Origin of the sequence: Streptomyces sp. NPDC058880, assembly GCF_042742535.1 — a bacterium.
Lineage (GTDB): Bacteria > Actinomycetota > Actinomycetes > Streptomycetales > Streptomycetaceae > Streptomyces.
This window is the reverse complement of record NZ_JBHYMC010000047.1, coordinates 23,493-38,966: the sequence shown is the minus strand read 5'-3', so window position 1 is coordinate 38,966 and position 15,474 is coordinate 23,493. Positions and strand designations below refer to the sequence as shown.

Genomic DNA, 15,474 nt, shown 5'->3' with positions numbered 1-15,474 from the left:
ACCCGGTCATGCGTCCAGAGGCTGGGTTTCTTTCCCCTAACGGCATGAACTTTTCGTGATCCCCGGTCAGTTGAGCCATCCGTGGGCCTACCCTTCAACGGGTGAACCAGTTGATGTCCCGCGAGTCCCAGACCCTCCAGCCCGTCGCGTCCGACCGGCCCGAGCTGCCCGGCAAACTTCCGGACCACCTGCGCACCGAACTGATCGCCTTCCGCCGGGACTTGCACATGCACCCGGAGCTCGGACACCAGGAATTCCGCACCACCGCGGCGATCAAGGCCAGGCTTGAGGAAGCCGGCCTGCGACCACGGGTCCTGAAGTCCGGTACCGGCCTGATCTGTGACGTGGGCACCTGGGACGGGGGCCGGCCGATGCTGGCCCTGCGCGCGGACATCGACGCCCTCCCCATTCCGGACGCCAAGACGCACGTCCCGTACCGCTCGACCTTCCCGGACCGCGCCCACGCCTGCGGCCATGACGTGCACACCACCGTCGTCCTCGGGGCCGGCCTGGTCCTGGCCGAGCTCGACCGGCAGGGGCTCCTGCCGCGGCCGGTGCGCCTGCTCTTCCAGCCCGCCGAGGAGGTGCTTCCCGGCGGAGCCACCGACGCCATCGGCTCCGGGGTGCTGGACGGCGTGGGCCGGATCATCGCGGTGCACTGTGACCCCCGGGTCGACGCCGGCAGGATCGGACTGCGTAGCGGCCCCATCACGTCCGCCTGCGACCGGCTGGAGGTCAGCCTCACCGGCTCCGGCGGGCACACCGCCCGGCCGCACCTGACCACCGACCTGGTCACCGCCGCCGCCCGGGTGGCCGTCGACGCGCCCGCCCTGCTCGCCCGCCGGATGGACGCCCGCTCGGGCATGTCGGTCACCTGGGGCCGGATCGAGGCCGGGCACGCCTGCAACGTGATCCCGATGCACGCCGAGCTGTCCGGAACCGTGCGGTGCCTGGACCTGGCGGCCTGGCACGAGGCGCCCGACATGATCCACGCGGCGATCGACGAGATCGCCACCATGCACGGGGCCAAGTTCGAGATCAACCACGTGCGCGGGGTGCCGCCCGTGGTCAACGACCCGGTGGTCACCGAACTGCTGCGCGAGGCGATGGGGGCCCGCCACGGCGCCGAGTCGGTCGAGGACACCGAGCAGAGCCTGGGCGGCGAGGACTTCTCCTGGTATCTGGAGCACGTTCCGGGCGCCATGGCCCGCCTGGGGGTGCGCGCTCCCGGTGACACCGCCAAGCGCGATCTGCACCGGGGGGACTTCGACGTGGACGAAGACGCCATCGCCGTCGGCGTCGAGTTCTTCACCGCCGCCGCCTTGATCGACGGGCGCCGCACGCCGCCTTCCAGGTAGCGATCGAGCCGCTTTCCTTACCTCACCGGTGAGCCGCGCGTCGGACGCGTCCGGCCCTTGGTACACAAGGGCTGGACGCGTTGGCAGTTACCGATCGGTCACTGTCCGGTTCGCGACGATCCGATAACGACTCATGAACGGGCCTTTAACTGACATCTACGCGCGTTACGATCGCCGCGAAACCAGCGCCGGTCGTGGCGCTTCGGTCAGGTTTTGAAGGAGCCTCCCCTTGCGCCGGATCACCAGGATCGCCACCGTGGGCATCGCGTCCGCGGCGCTGGCCCTCTCGGCCACCGCCTGTGGCGGTAAGAAGTCCTCTGACGCCGCCTCCCCCTCGGAGTCGGGTGGTCAGAAGTCCGCAGCCATCGCGTACGACATCGGTGGCCGCGGCGACCAGTCGTTCAACGACGCCGCCTACGCCGGCCTGAAGAAGGCCGAGACGGACCTCAAGATCAAGGGCGCCGAGGCGGAGCCCACCGACGGCGAGGGCGAGGCCGACAAGGTCCAGCGCCTCACCGAGCTGGCCCGCAAGGGCAACAACCCGGTCATCGGTGTCGGCTTCGCCTACGCCCCGGCCATCAAGAAGGTCGCGCCGAAGTTCCCGAACACCACGTTCGGCATCATCGACGACACCTCGGTGACCGGCCCGAACATCGCCAACCTGGTCTTCAACGAGGAGCAGGGCTCCTACCTGGCCGGCGTCGCCGCCGCCAAGGCGTCCAAGACCGGCACGGTCGGCTTCATCGGCGGTGTCGAGGTCCCGCTGATCAAGAAGTTCGAGGCGGGCTTCACCCAGGGCGTCAAGGAGACCAACCCGAACGCCAAGGTGCTCTCCGCGTACCTGACCCAGCCGCCGAACTTCGACGGCTTCGCCAAGCCCGACCTGGGCAAGGCCGCCGCGCAGGGCCAGCTCGACGCGGGCGCCGACGTGATCTACGCCGCCGCCGGTCTGGCCGGTTCCGGTGCCATCGAGGCCGCGTCCGCCAAGGGCAAGTGGGCCATCGGTGTCGACTCCGACCAGTACAACCAGGCCGGCCTGGCGAAGTACAAGGACTCCATCCTGACCTCGGTCACCAAGGACGTCTCGGACTCCGTCTTCAACCTGATCAAGTCGGTCGAGGACGGCAAGCCCACCACCGGTGAGATCCGCTACGGTCTGGACAAGGACGGCGTCGGCCTGGCCGACTCCAACCCGAAGTACAAGGAGATGACCGACCTCATCGCCGCGGTGGAGAAGGCCAAGGCCGACATCATCGCCAACAAGATCACTGTCAAGACCGCGCCGTAAGGCCGTCCTGAACGTGTAGTCCTGGTCTCCGGGGTCCGGGAAGCGGTCGTCATCGCTCCCGGGCCCCGAGCCTCGTTCTGTGATCACTAGTCTGTGACCAAGCAGCCTTTGTGGCCGCGAGTTTTCACTTCCGACAGTGCTACGCGCGTAGAAGCATCGTGGACGCGATACTTTCACTCCCCGCCCTGTCCTCCCTGCCTTCCGCTCCTTTCGCGCCAAGGAGAGTGCGTCATCAACGCGTCCAGCCCGCCCCCCGCCGTAGAACTGCACGGCATCACCAAGCGCTTCCCCGGCGTCGTCGCCAACAAGGACATCGCGATCACCGTCCGCAAGGGCACGGTCCATGCCCTCATCGGTGAGAACGGCGCCGGCAAGTCGACCCTGATGAAGATCCTCTACGGCATGCAGAAGCCGGACGAGGGCACCATCGCCATCGACGGGGAGCAGGTCGCCTTCCACACGCCCGGCGACGCCATCGCCCGCGGCATCGGCATGGTGCACCAGCACTTCATGCTCGCCGACAACCTCACCGTCCTGGAGAACGTCGTTCTCGGCGGCGAGAAGCTCTACGGCATCGGCGCCAAGGCCCGCAAGAAGATCATGGAGATCTCGGACGCGTACGGCCTCGGCGTGCGACCCGACGTCCTCGTCGAGGACCTCGGTGTCGCCGACCGTCAGCGCGTGGAGATCCTCAAGGTCCTCTACCGCGGCGCGAAGATCCTCATCCTCGACGAGCCGACCGCGGTGCTCGTCCCGCAGGAAGTGGACGCGCTCTTCGACAACCTGCGCGAGCTCAAGGCCGAGGGCCTGACCGTCATCTTCATCTCGCACAAGCTGGGCGAGGTCCTGAAGGTCGCCGACGACATCACCGTCATCCGGCGCGGCACCACGGTCGGCACGGCCGACCCGAAGACCGCCACCCCCAAGCAGCTCGCCGAGCTGATGGTCGGTGCGGAGCTGCCCTCGCCGGAGACCCGCGAGTCGACCGTGACCACGACCCCGATGCTCCAGGTGACGGGTCTGACCGTCGCCGCCGCGGACGCGGTCGTCGCCGAGCCGGAGGTCCTGGCCCCCGCGGGCGCCCCGGACTCCGCGACCCTGGAGAAGGTCGAGGCCGGCCGTCTGCTGCTGGACGGCATCGACCTCACCATCCACAAGGGCGAGATCCTCGGTATCGCCGGAGTCGAGGGCAACGGCCAGACGGAGCTGATCGAGGCCCTGATGGGCATGATGACCCCCGACGCGGGCGTCATCACGCTGGACGGCGCGGACATCACCAGGACGTCCGTCCGCAAGCGCCGCGAGGGCGGCATCGGCTACATCCCCGAGGATCGCCACCGCCACGGCCTGCTGCTGGAGTCCCCGCTCTGGGAGAACCGCATCCTCGGCCACGTCACCGAGGCCCCCAACTCCCGCAAGGGCATCCTCGACCCGAAGGCGGCCCGCAAGGACACCGAGCGGATCGTGCGCGAGTACGACGTGCGCACGCCCGGCATCGACGTCACCGCGGCCTCGCTCTCCGGCGGCAACCAGCAGAAGCTGATCGTCGGCCGCGAGATGAGCCACCACCCGAAGTTCCTCATCGCCGCGCACCCCACCCGCGGTGTGGACGTCGGCGCGCAGGCGCAGATCTGGGACGCGATCCGCGAGGCCCGCCGCGAGGGCCTGGCCGTGCTGCTGATCTCCGCCGACCTCGACGAGCTGATCGGCCTGTCCGACACCCTTCGCGTGATCTACCGCGGCCGCCTGGTCGCGGACGCCGACCCCGCGACCGTCACCCCGGAGGAGCTCGGCACCGCCATGACGGGCGCCGCCTCGGGACACCTGGAAGCAACCGACAACCACTCCGCCGCTGCCGACGGTGACACGACGGAGGACGAGGCCCGATGAAGAAATTCGACAAGGACCGGCTGCTGCTCGCCATCGCCGGGCCCCTGCTCGCGCTGGTCAGCGCCTTCGTACTGACCATGATCGTGCTGGCGGCGACGGGCATCAACCCGATCGAGCCCCTGCGCATCATGGTCGAGAACGGTGGCTACGAGGACGTCCAGATCCTCATCGTCAACCAGGCCGGCACGTACTACCTGGCAGCCCTGGCCGTCGCCATCGGCTTCCGGATGAACCTCTTCAACATCGGCGTCGACGGCCAGTACCGCCTCGCCGCGATGATCTCGGCACTGGTCGGCACCGCCATCACGCTGCCCGGCCCGCTGCACATCCTGCTGATCGTGCTCGTCGCGATGCTCACCGGTGCCTTCTGGGCCGGAATCGCGGGTGTCCTCAAGGCCAAGCGCGGGGTGAGCGAGGTCGTTTCGACGATCATGCTCAACGCCATCGCCACCAGCCTCATCGCCTGGCTGATCCTGCCGAAGAACCTCGGCGTCCAGGTCGAGGGCTCCAACGACCTCACCACCGGCGAGATCGCGCAGTCCGGCTGGTTCCCGGCCCTCTCCCTCGGCGACTCGGGTGAGATCTACGGCTTCACCTTCATCGCCTTCGCCCTCGGCGTCGTCTACTGGTTCGTGCTCAACCGCACCCGCTTCGGCTTCGACCTGCGCGCCAGCGGCGCGAGCGAGTCCGCCGCCGCGGCCTCCGGTGTCGACTCCAAGAAGATGATCGTCACTGCGATGCTCATCTCCGGTGCCGTGGCCGGCCTGTCCGGCATGCCGGTGCTGCTGGGCGAGACCCACACGTACAACCTGGGCTTCCCCGTGGGCGTCGGTTTCACCGGCATCACCATCGCCCTGCTCGGCCGCAACAGCCCCGTGGGCATCTTCTTCGCCGCCCTCCTGATGGCCTTCATCGACAAGGCGTCCGCCGGTCTCGACACGGAGGGCTACGCCCGGGAGATCGGCACGATCATGAAGGGCCTGATCGTGATCGCGGTGGTCGTCTCCTACGAGCTGATCCGCCGCTACGGCATCCGCCGCCAGCAGCAGAAGGTCGGCGAGGAACTGGCTGCGGGCCACGCCATGAAGACCGAGAAGGAGGTCGCGGCGTGAGCGCCAGCACCGTTTCCACGAAGAAGGCGGCACCCGCGCCGGGCGGCCGCAAGAAGCTCACCCTTCCCTGGATGCTGCTGATCGTCGCGGCCGGCCTCGCGCTGGTCTCGCTGGTCCGCCTGGTCTCCGGGGCCAACGACCTGACCTCCGTGGGCCAGGTGTCCGGCGCCCTCTCCCTCGCCGTGCCGATCGGCCTCGCCGGTCTCGGCGGCCTGTGGGCCGAGCGCGCGGGCGTCGTCAACATCGGCCTCGAAGGCATGATGATCCTCGGCACCTGGTTCGGTGCCTGGGCCGGCTACCAGTGGGGCCCCTGGACCGGTGTCCTGGTCGGCATCGCCGGCGGCGCCGTCGGCGGCCTGCTGCACGCGATCATCACCGTCACGTTTAACGTCAACCACATCGTCTCCGGTGTGGCCATCAACATCCTGGCGCTGGGCTTCACCCAGTACCTGTCGAACTTCACGTTCGCCGAGGCGCCGGGCGGCTCCTCCAAGCAGTCCCCGCAGGTGGAGCCGATCACCAAGATCACCATTCCGGGGCTGTCGGACTGGATGGCCGACCTCCAGGCCAAGCACTGGTTCTTCGTCTCGGACCTCGGCGGCGTGATCGGCGGCCTGATCACCGAGATCTCGCTGCTGACCATCGTGGCCCTGCTGCTGATCCCCGCCACCTGGTGGGCGCTGTGGCGGACCTCCTTCGGTCTGCGCCTGCGCTCCTGCGGCGAGAACCCGATCGCCGCCGAGTCCCTCGGCGTCAACGTCTACAAGTACAAGTACATCGCCGTGATCGTCTCGGGCGCCCTCGCGGGCCTCGGCGGCGTGTACCTGTCCGAGGTCGCCAGCCCCATCTACCAGGAGGGCCAGACCGGCGGCCGCGGCTACATCGGTCTCGCCGCGATGATCTTCGGTAACTGGATGCCGGGCGGCATGGCGATGGGCGCCGGCCTGTTCGGCTTCATCGACAGCCTCAAGCTGCGCGGTGGCGCCGAGAACGTCCACGCCATGCTGCTGCTGATCGCGATCCTGCTGGTCATCGTCTGCGCCTGGCAGCTCTACAAGAAGAAGTACCTCCAGGCCGGCATCGCGGCGGTCTTCGCCGCGCTGCTGTTCGTCTGGTACGCGGTGACCGACTCGGTGCCGAGCCAGTTCGTCGACGCGGCCCCGTACCTGACCACGCTGCTCGTGCTCGCCCTGTCGGCACAGCGCCTGCGGATGCCCAAGGCGGACGGCATGCCGTACCGCAAGGGCCAGGGCAAGTGACCGCGGGGCACGAGGTGGACTGGGACGTCCTGCGGACGCACGCTCGGGAAGCGATGACCCGGGCGTACGCCCCCTACTCGGGTTTCCCGGTCGGGGTCGCCGCGCTCGTGGACGACGGCCGCGTCGTGACCGGCTGCAACGTCGAGAACGCGAGCTACGGGCTGGGCCTGTGCGCCGAGTGCGGTCTGGTCTCCTCCCTCCAGGCGACCGGCGGCGGCCGCCTCACGCACTTCACGTGCGTGGACGGCAAGGGGCAGATCCTCGTGCCGTGCGGGCGGTGCCGCCAACTGCTGTACGAGTTCGGCGGGGACGAGCTGCTGGTGGACACCCCGGACGGGGTCCTGCCGCTCGCGGCGATGCTGCCGCAGGCCTTCGGGCCCGATCACCTGAGATAGCCGTGCCGACGGCCCTTCGCCCCTGCCGGGCGGAGGGCCGTCGCCCTTCCGTTCCCCGAACACCTCCCTCCCTCTCTCTATGCGCGTAGAAGGAAGCACCTCATGGACGTCATCTCCGTCATCCGGACCAAGCGGGACCGCGGTGAGCTGAGCCCCGAGCAGATCGACTGGGTCATCGACGCCTACACCCGCGGCGTCGTGGCCGACGAGCAGATGTCCGCCCTGGCCATGGCCATCCTGCTCAACGGCATGAACCGGACCGAGATCGCCCGCTGGACCGCGGCGATGATCGCCTCCGGCGAGCGCATGAACTTCGACGCCCTGTCCCGCCCGACCGCCGACAAGCACTCCACGGGCGGCGTCGGCGACAAGATCACCCTCCCGCTGGCCCCGCTCGTCGCCGCGTGCGGTGCGGCCGTGCCGCAGCTCTCGGGCCGCGGCCTCGGCCACACCGGCGGCACCCTCGACAAGCTGGAGTCCATCCCGGGCTGGCGCGCGCTGCTCTCCAACGAGGAGATGATGCACGTCCTCGACACCACCGGCGCGGTCATCTGCGCGGCGGGCGACGGGCTGGCTCCGGCCGACAAAAAGCTGTACGCGCTGCGCGACGTCACCGGGACGGTCGAGGCGATCCCGCTGATCGCCTCCTCGATCATGTCGAAGAAGATCGCCGAGGGTACGGGCTCGCTCGTCCTGGACGTCAAGGTCGGCACCGGCGCCTTCATGAAGAACATCGAGGACGCCCGCGAGCTGGCGCGCACCATGGTCGGTCTCGGCACCGACTCGGGCGTCAAGACGGTCGCGCTCCTGACGGACATGTCCACCCCGCTCGGTCTGACCGCAGGAAACGCCCTCGAAGTCCGCGAGTCGGTCGAGGTGCTCGCGGGCGGCGGTCCCGCCGACGTCGTCGAGCTGACCATCGCGCTGGCCAAGGAGATGCTGGACGCGGCGGGCATCAAGGACGCCGACCCGGCGAAGGCCCTGGCCGACGGCTCCGCGATGGACCACTGGCGCCGGATGATCGCGGCCCAGGGCGGCGACCCGGACGCGGCTCTGCCCGTCGCCCGCGAACAGCACGTCGTCACCGCCCCGGAGTCGGGTGTCCTGACCCGCCTGGACGCCTACGGCGTGGGTGTCGGCGCCTGGCGCCTCGGTGCCGGCCGTGCACGCAAGGAGGACCCGGTGCAGGCGGGCGCCGGCATCGAGCTGCACGCGAAGCCGGGCGACACCGTCACGGCCGGCCAGCCGCTGATGACGCTGCACACCGACACCCCGGAGAAGTTCGACTACGCCCTGGGCGCGCTGGAGGGCGGCTACGACATCGCCCCGGCGGGCACGGCCTTCTCCGCCACGCCGATCGTTCTGGACCGCATCGCCTGACCTGCGGCTTTCCGTACGAGTGAACGGGACCGGTGGACCCCCACCGGTCCCGTTCGGCATGCTGGGATCGGTGACGAACCGATTGAGGAGCACACCATGAGCGCACTCGCGGTCGAGCACCCGCCCTTGAGCGGCGGTGACGACTGGGATTCGGCGGTCGGCCTCTGGAAGGGGACGGGCGCGCCGAAGGGCTGCAAGGTGGAGATCATCGAGGGGATCGTCACCGTGGCACCACCGCCCGTCAACGACCACAACCTGATCGCGGAGCTGGTGCAGCAACGGCTGTACTCAGTGATCCCGGACGGCTGGGGTGTCTTCCAGACCCTCAATGTCGCAATTCCGAGCCGCAGCGGCCTGTACATCCCGGATCTCGCGGTCGTCCCCAGGGAGGCAGTGCCCCGCGGGGAGAACTTCACTCCCGCGGATGTCGCCGAGCTCGTCGTGGAGATCACTTCCCGGTCGAACGCCGTCCACGACCGCGTCGCCAAGCTCAACGGCTACGCCGCAGCCGGCATCCCGCTCTACCTGCTCATCGACCCGCACGCGACCGGCAGCCCCACGATCCACCTCTACGGCGAGCCCAGCGACGGCAAGTACTGCGTCCTGTGGGCGGGCAAGTTCGGTGAGACCGTCCCCCTCCCGGCGCCGTTCGACCTGGCCCTCGATACCTTCGGCTTCCCCCGCCCCTGACCTCACCACCGTGGCGGGGCGCGCGCCGATGAGTTCCGGCGGGCCGGGAAGTCAGCCCCTCGTGGAGATCACCCGACTCGTGCTGCCCGGACCCGCCCCGACCGCGCGTGATGCCGCACCGCTGTGCGCGCACCTGGCCCGCCTGTACGAGAGCGGGGCGCGTGCGGTGGAGTGCGACGCGGGCGCCGTCACCGCCCCGGGCCTGGGCGCCGTGGAGGTGCTGGCCCGGCTGCGACTGGCCGCGCGGGGCCGGCCGCTGCGGGTGACCGGTGCCCTGCCGGCCCTACGCGCCCTGCTGGGCCTGGTAGGACTCGTCGAGCTGCTCGGGGAGGCCGAAGAGCGGGAACCACCGGGCCGTGTCCAGGAAGGCGTTGAGGCCGACGATCCGGCCGTCTGAGACCTCCAGGACCTGGAGCGCCCACGGGGTGTGCCCGGGCCCGCCGTCCTCGCGCGGGCGGTACTGGCCGAAGGCCGGCATGCCGTTCGCGGTCGTCGGGACCAGGCGGGAGCCCTTGCAGCCGATGCCCTGGCCCAGGTGCCACGCGGCGATGTCCGTCGTTCCCTGCAGCCACAGGTCGAACGGCGGCATGGACATGATGGCGTCCTCGTGCAGGAGCGCGGTGAGGCGGGAGATGTCGTAGGACTCGAAGGCGGTGAGGTACTGCTCCAGCAGCTTCGCCTGCTCCGCGTCCAGCGGGTCGGCCGACTCGCTCGCGCGGAGCCGCTGCCCGGCGAGCGTGGCCCGCGCCCGCTGGAGCGCGCTGTTCACCGACGCCACCGTGGTGTCCAGCAGCTGCGCGACCTCGTCCGCCTTCCAGGCCAGTACCTCGCGCAGGATGAGCACCGCGCGCTGCTTGGCCGGCAGGTGCTGGAGGGCCGCGACGAAGGCCAGCCGGACGGACTCCTTCGCGAGCGCCATCTCGGCCGGGTCCGCGGTCTGCGGCAGCACCCGGGCGTCCGGGACCGGCTCCAGCCAGGTCACCTCGGGCCGCTGGTTGAGCACGGCGGAGGACTGGTGCTGAGGAGCGGTCAGGTCCATCGGGCGGGCCCGCTTGTTCCCGGCGTTCAGCAGGTCCAGGCAGACGTTCGTGGCGATCCGGTAGAGCCACGACCGCAGTGAGGAGCGGCCCTCGAACTTCGCGTGACTGCGCCAGGCGCGGACGTAGGTGTCCTGCACCGCGTCCTCGGCGTCGAAGGCGGAGCCGAGCATCCGGTAGCAGTAGCCCGTGAGCTCCACCCGGTATCGGTCCATCGCCGCATCGAGGTCGCTGCTGGTGGTGGCGAGGTCGCTCATGTCGGTGCATCCCCCTGGTGTTCGTGGCTGTTTCGGAATCTACCCGAGGGCTCCGACAGCGGCAGCGGGAAGCGCGTGACCGCCCAGGTACATCGACATCAAGTATCTTGACGTCAAGATTAACATCCGGCAGGCTTCCCCTGTATCTCGACGTCGAGATACTTGGTTCGGTGGGCGGGGAGGCCTGGGATGCGGCGCGGCGGGGAGATCCGGAAGGCACGGCGGGGAGAGCGGGAACCCGGCCTGGTGGCGCAGCTGAGGCGGCCGCCCGGCGGCCGCGACGCGCGGATCATGCTGCTCGCCCAGTCGCTGGACCGGGCCGGCACCGGCGTCTGGGCCGCTGCCTGCGTCCTCTACTTCACCTTCGTCATCGGTCTCGACGCCGGCCAGGTCGGCCTGCTGCTCGGCGCGTCCGGGGTCGCGGGCATCGCCGGCTCGCCCCTGGCGGGCCACCTCGCCGACCGCTTCCCCGTGCGCTCCCTACTGATCGGCGCCCACCTGCTGCGCCTGGTCACCCTCTGCCTGCTGCTCGTCGTCAGCGACTTCGCGCTGCTGCTGGCCGCGGTGGCCGTCACCCACCTCGGGGACCGGGCGGCCAAGACCCTGGAGATGCTCTTCGCCACCCGCGTCGCGGGCCAGCGACGCGCCACCTATCAGGCGCTGTCGCGCAGTTCGGCGAACGCCGGTTACGCGCTCGGCGCGGGCCTCGCCGCCATCGGCCTCGCCGTCGGCACCCGCGGCGCCTACCACGTGCTCATCCTGGCGAACGCGCTGTCGTTCCTCGTGGCCGCCGCCCTGGTGTGGCGCACCCGGGAGCCACGCGGCCGCGGGCTCGTCGCCCCGCCCGCCGCCGGAGCCGCCGCGCCCGCAGACGCCCCGAAGGCCCCCGGCGCGGCCCCGGCCGGGGGGCCGAGCCCCTGGCGCGACCGCGGCTACCTCCGGTTCGTCCTCCTGGACATCCCGATGAACCTCGACGACTCGATCCTGGGCATCGGCATCCCGTTGTGGCTGGTGAGCCGTACCAGCGCGCCGCACGAACTGATCCCGGCCTTCCTCGTCATCAACACCGTGCTCGTCGTCGTCCTCCAGCTACGCGTGTCGGCCAGGGTCCCGGGCCCGCGCCGGGCGGCCGGAGCGGTCGCCCTCTACGGGATGACCACGCTCCTGTGCTGCGCCCTCCTGGCCGCCGCGACCGGAGGCGGGGCCTGGGGCGCCTCGGCAGCCCTGCTCGCCGCGGCGGTGCTGGCCACCGCGGCCGAGCTGATGCGCTCGGTGAGTTCCTGGGAGCTCGCCGTGTCCCTCGCGCCCCCGGAGGCGCGCGCCTCGTACCTGGGCGTGGCCGGTATGGCGCAGTCCGTGCAGAAGACCGCGGGCCCGCTGCTCCTCACCGGCGTGGTGATGGTCGCCGGCCCGGCCGGCTGGATCGCCCTGGGGGCGGCGGTGGCCGGCCTGTCCCTGGCCCAACGCCGCGCCAGCCTGCGCAGGTTGGACGCCCTGGCCGCGGCCGCCCCGGCTCCGGCCGGCGCGCCCGCCTGAGGCTACGTACCCGGCTTGCGGCCGTATACGTAGACGTCCTCGCCCTTGCCCAGCAGGTTCCAGTACGCCTTGGCGTCGGCGGGCCGCATGTTCACGCAGCCCCCCGAACCGGGCGGGTTCCACATGCTCTTCGCGGTCGAGTGGAAGGCGATCCCGCCGTCGAAGAACTGGGCGTACGGCATGGACACGTTGTAGACCGTCGACCAGTGGTCGATGCTGCGGTGGTAGATCTTCTTCGGGCCGGTCCGGGTCTCCGTGCCGGCCTTGCCGGTCCGGACGGGGACGGGGCCGTACTTCAGCGTGGGGCCGTCCTGGATCCAGCTGAGCTGCCGCGTCAGGTCCACGCAGGCGATCCGACCCCGGTTCACCGGGCAGTCACCCGCCCTGTTCGGGGTGCTGCCCGCAGCCCGCTGGACCAGCATCGTGCTTATCGCCCGCCAGGTCAGCGGTCCGGCATAGCCCCGGGCCGGACTGATCCCGTGGCGCGTCTGGAACGCTTGGACGGCCGCGCAGTCAGCCGCCGACTGCCTCCCGTCCACGGGCCGTCCCAGGAACCTCTCCACCTGGCGCTGATACGGCCCGGCGGACTGGTTGCAGGAGGCGGCCTCTGCCGTTCCGCCTCCTGCCACCACCACCAGCGGCAGCGCCAGCGCCGCCGCCCCGCTCCACACCGCCGCGCGCCGACCCGCGCGGGCGCGCGCCCTCCGCTTCCCCATCCGGTCCTCCCCTGCTCACCGCACTTCGTTCTCCGTGTTGAATGCCCGGAAAACGAGCAGGGGTTGCCTCCGGCGGAAGCGAAGTGCCGGTCAGCGCGCGCCCACCGCGGAAGCCGGTATGCGCCGCTGTGCGCGGGCCGCGTGCGTGCCGTACAGGGTGATCGACACGACGCCGAGCACCGCGAGCAGCGCGATGCCGACCGTGGCCGCCCAGCCGCCCTCGTGATAGGCGAGGGCGCCGAGGGTGCCGCCCGCGCTCGAACCGAGGTAGTACACCGACTGGTAGAGGGCGGAGGCCTGGGCACGGCCCGTCTTCGCGGTCCGGCTCACCTCGGCCGAGGCCACCGCGTGCCCCGCGAAGAAGCCCGCCGTGATCAGGACCAGCCCCAGCACGACCACGACCAGGGAGTCCGACAGCGACAGCAGCAGCCCCAGCGCCGTGGTGGTCACGGCCAGGTACAGCGCACCGCGCCGCCCCGTGCGCGCCACCAGCCTGCCGGCGGCGGCCGAGGAGACCGTACCCACCAGGTAGATCAGGAAGATCGAACCGATCACGCCCTGGCCGAGCCCGAACGGCTCGTCCACCAGCCGGTAGCCGATCACCGTGTAGACCGCGCCGAAGACGGTCATGAACAGCGCGCCGATCCCGTACAGCCGCAGCAGCAGCGGATCGCGCAGATGGCCGGCGACGGTACGGCCCACCGCGCGCGGGTTCAGTGACGCCGGGCGGAAGAACCGCGCCCGCGGCAGCATCGCCAGGAAGGCGACCGCGCAGACCAGCGCCATCACGGCGACGGCGGCCAGGCCGGCCCGCCAGCCTCCCAGCTGCGCCGCCCAGCCGGTGACCAGGCGGCCGCTCATGCCGCCGATGGAGTTCCCCGCCACGAACAGCCCGATCGCGGCCACCAGGGCCCGCGGCCGGACCTCCTCCGCCAGGTAGGCCATCGCGGAGGCCGGAACGCCGGCGATCGCCGCACCCTGCACGGCGCGCAGCACCACCAGCCACTCCAGGTTCGGTGCGAAGGGGACGAGGAGCGCGACACCGACGGCGATCGCCATCGACCAGGTCATCATCCGGGTGCGGCCGAACCGCTCGGACAGGGCGCTCAGCGGCAGGACGAACAGCGCGAGGGCGCCGGTGGCCGCGGACACCGTCCAGCTGGCCTGACCCGCCGTCACCCGGAGGTCCTCGGAGATCGCGGGCAGCAGTGCCTGGGTGGAGTAGAGGAGGGCGAAGGTCGCCAGCCCGGCGGCGAAGAGCGCGAGGGTCATCCGGCGATAGCCGGGGCGGCCGGGGGAGAGGGGTTCCGGTGCGGGGGACGACGGGGTGGAGGCACCCGGGATGACGGGTGCCCCGGTATGAGCGGGAGGCATGCCATCGACGGTAGGCCTCGGCTTTTCATGCGTCCAATGCACAGAATCGCGATAATCGATCCACTGCTGCATCAGCCCAGGTCAGGAATGCGGATGTCGACAAACCGTTACGCAGAAGACACTGCGGTGACACACCTGCTGGCGCCCCGGCTGGCGTACTTCGCCGCCGTCGCCCGGCACGAGCACGTCACCCGTGCCGCCCAGGAGCTCGGCGTGCCGCAGTCCACCCTGTCCCGGGCCATGGTCCGCCTCGAACACGACCTGGGCGTCTCCCTGTTCGCCCGCAAGGGCCGCACCGTCGCCCTCACCACGGCGGGCCGCACCTTCCTCGCCTCGGCGGAACAGGCCCTGGACGGCATCGCCCGCGCCGCCGAGTCCGTCCAGCAGGACGCCGACCCGGCCTACGGCAAGGTCGCCTTCGGCTTCCTGCACACCCTCGGCCCCGAGACCGTCCCCGGCCTCATCCGCGCCTTCCGCGCCGACCACCCGCGCGTGCGCTTCTCCCTGGTCCAGAACTACGGCGAGGCCATGCTGGAGAAGCTGCGCGCCGGCGAGCTCGACCTCTGCCTCACCTCCCCGCTTCCGGACGCCCCCGACCTCGCCACCCGCCGCCTCGACGAACAGCGGCTGCGCCTGGTGGTCCCCGACGACCACCGCCTCGCCGGCCGCAAGCGCATCCGCCTCGCCGAGGCCGCCGAGGAAACCTTCGTCACCCTGGAGGCCGGCTACGGCCTGCGCCGCATCACCGACGACCTGTGCGCGGAGGCCGGGTTCACCCCGCGCGTCGCCTTCGAGGGCGAGGAGGCCGAGACCCTGCGCGGCCTGGTCGCCGCCGGCCTCGGCGTGGCCCTGCTGCCGCCGCCCGCGGTGCCGCGGCCCGGTGTGGTCGAGCTGAACGTCACCGCCCCCCGCGCGGTCCGGGAGATCGGCGTCGCCTGGCTCGACGGCCACCCCGACACCCCTCCGGTCGCCGCGTTCAAACGCTTCCTCCTCTCCCGCCGCGGACGCCTCATCCCGGAACTGGAACCGCCCGCGCCGCAGGAGGGCGGCCACCCCGAAAACTGATGGCCGTGCCCTGCTCCGGAGAGCAGAATGACCAGGGTTGAGCCGGGGGAGACCTCACCGGTACCGGTGACCGGCACCCGCCGCTGGGAAGTGGCCGTGGCTGCAGGCCCACCGCCA

14 protein-coding genes are annotated in these 15,474 nt (G+C 70.9%); 11 read left to right on the top strand and 3 right to left on the bottom strand.

Annotated elements, in window-relative coordinates; all coding sequences use genetic code 11:
• The first annotated feature begins 113 nt into the window (after nt 1–113).
• The 9 genes from ACFW2G_RS23775 (at nt 114) to ACFW2G_RS23735 (ending at nt 9,769) form a co-directional block, all read left to right on the top strand.
• Nucleotides 114–1,358 (top strand): amidohydrolase, encoded by a 1,245-nt coding sequence (locus ACFW2G_RS23775; protein WP_384452708.1) that lies wholly within the window; start codon nt 114–116, stop codon nt 1,356–1,358.
• Nucleotides 1,359–1,587: 229 nt separating this feature from the next.
• Nucleotides 1,588–2,646 carry a BMP family protein gene (locus ACFW2G_RS23770; RefSeq protein ID WP_037919176.1) on the top strand — a complete coding sequence of 353 codons (1,059 nt, stop codon included), beginning with the start codon at nt 1,588–1,590 and terminating at the stop codon, nt 2,644–2,646.
• Nucleotides 2,647–2,877: 231 nt separating this feature from the next.
• Nucleotides 2,878–4,536: an ABC transporter ATP-binding protein gene (locus tag ACFW2G_RS23765; RefSeq protein ID WP_384582590.1), complete on the top strand. Its 1,659-nt coding sequence runs from the start codon at nt 2,878–2,880 to the stop codon at nt 4,534–4,536.
• Nucleotides 4,533–5,648: an ABC transporter permease gene (locus ACFW2G_RS23760; protein ID WP_037919178.1), complete on the top strand. Its 1,116-nt coding sequence runs from the start codon at nt 4,533–4,535 to the stop codon at nt 5,646–5,648. Before ACFW2G_RS23765 ends, ACFW2G_RS23760 begins: the two co-directional genes overlap by 4 nt.
• Nucleotides 5,645–6,907, top strand: a complete 1,263-nt coding sequence (locus ACFW2G_RS23755; protein ID WP_037919180.1) for an ABC transporter permease — start codon at nt 5,645–5,647, stop codon at nt 6,905–6,907. Before ACFW2G_RS23760 ends, ACFW2G_RS23755 begins: the two co-directional genes overlap by 4 nt.
• Nucleotides 6,904–7,302: a cytidine deaminase gene (locus tag ACFW2G_RS23750; protein WP_037919182.1), complete on the top strand. Its 399-nt coding sequence runs from the start codon at nt 6,904–6,906 to the stop codon at nt 7,300–7,302. The genes ACFW2G_RS23755 and ACFW2G_RS23750 overlap by 4 nt, the downstream gene beginning before the upstream one ends.
• A gap of 102 nt (nt 7,303–7,404) precedes the next feature.
• Nucleotides 7,405–8,682, top strand: a complete 1,278-nt coding sequence (locus ACFW2G_RS23745) for a thymidine phosphorylase (RefSeq protein WP_384452668.1) — start codon at nt 7,405–7,407, stop codon at nt 8,680–8,682.
• 96 nt (nt 8,683–8,778) lie between these two features.
• Nucleotides 8,779–9,372: a Uma2 family endonuclease gene (locus ACFW2G_RS23740; RefSeq protein WP_384452665.1), complete on the top strand. Its 594-nt coding sequence runs from the start codon at nt 8,779–8,781 to the stop codon at nt 9,370–9,372.
• Nucleotides 9,373–9,433: 61 nt separating this feature from the next.
• The gene (locus ACFW2G_RS23735) at nt 9,434–9,769 is read left to right on the top strand and encodes an STAS domain-containing protein (RefSeq protein WP_384452662.1); all 336 of its coding nucleotides are present in this window, start codon (nt 9,434–9,436) and stop codon (nt 9,767–9,769) included.
• Here ACFW2G_RS23735 and ACFW2G_RS23730 read toward each other — a convergent pair.
• Entirely contained in the window at nt 9,656–10,666 is a 1,011-nt protein-coding gene (locus ACFW2G_RS23730) for a sigma-70 family RNA polymerase sigma factor (RefSeq protein ID WP_384452659.1), read from the bottom strand. The two genes, ACFW2G_RS23735 and ACFW2G_RS23730, sit on opposite strands and share 114 nt — an antisense overlap.
• Before the next feature lie 246 nt (nt 10,667–10,912).
• On the opposite strand from ACFW2G_RS23730, the gene ACFW2G_RS23725 reads away from it, so the two are divergent.
• A complete protein-coding gene (locus ACFW2G_RS23725; protein WP_384582530.1) occupies nt 10,913–12,202 on the top strand; it encodes an MFS transporter in 1,290 nt (429 codons plus the stop codon).
• Between the two features lie 2 nt (nt 12,203–12,204).
• On the opposite strand, the gene ACFW2G_RS23720 is transcribed toward ACFW2G_RS23725, so the two are convergent.
• Together ACFW2G_RS23720 and ACFW2G_RS23715 are read right to left on the bottom strand one after the other, a co-directional pair.
• Nucleotides 12,205–12,918, bottom strand: a complete 714-nt coding sequence (locus ACFW2G_RS23720) for a L,D-transpeptidase family protein (protein WP_384452652.1) — start codon at nt 12,916–12,918, stop codon at nt 12,205–12,207.
• A 90-nt stretch (nt 12,919–13,008) separates the two neighbouring features.
• Nucleotides 13,009–14,292 (bottom strand): MFS transporter, encoded by a 1,284-nt coding sequence (locus ACFW2G_RS23715; RefSeq protein WP_052030284.1) that lies wholly within the window; start codon nt 14,290–14,292, stop codon nt 13,009–13,011.
• Nucleotides 14,293–14,379: 87 nt separating this feature from the next.
• Here ACFW2G_RS23715 and ACFW2G_RS23710 point away from each other — a divergent pair, with 87 nt between their 5' ends.
• A complete protein-coding gene (locus ACFW2G_RS23710) occupies nt 14,380–15,357 on the top strand; it encodes a LysR family transcriptional regulator (protein WP_106967549.1) in 978 nt (325 codons plus the stop codon).
• The last annotated feature ends 117 nt before the right edge of the window (nt 15,358–15,474 follow it).

Coding starts and splice junctions, on each gene's coding strand:
- ACFW2G_RS23730 (WP_384452659.1), bottom strand. CDS start 10,666: ATGAGCGACCTCGCCACCACCAGCAGCGACCTCGATGCGGCGATGGAC.
- ACFW2G_RS23710 (WP_106967549.1), top strand. CDS start 14,380: ATGCGGATGTCGACAAACCGTTACGCAGAAGACACTGCGGTGACACAC.
- ACFW2G_RS23740 (WP_384452665.1), top strand. CDS start 8,779: ATGAGCGCACTCGCGGTCGAGCACCCGCCCTTGAGCGGCGGTGACGAC.
- ACFW2G_RS23760 (WP_037919178.1), top strand. CDS start 4,533: ATGAAGAAATTCGACAAGGACCGGCTGCTGCTCGCCATCGCCGGGCCC.
- ACFW2G_RS23745 (WP_384452668.1), top strand. CDS start 7,405: ATGGACGTCATCTCCGTCATCCGGACCAAGCGGGACCGCGGTGAGCTG.
- ACFW2G_RS23720 (WP_384452652.1), bottom strand. CDS start 12,918: ATGGGGAAGCGGAGGGCGCGCGCCCGCGCGGGTCGGCGCGCGGCGGTG.
- ACFW2G_RS23775 (WP_384452708.1), top strand. CDS start 114: ATGTCCCGCGAGTCCCAGACCCTCCAGCCCGTCGCGTCCGACCGGCCC.
- ACFW2G_RS23715 (WP_052030284.1), bottom strand. CDS start 14,292: ATGCCTCCCGCTCATACCGGGGCACCCGTCATCCCGGGTGCCTCCACC.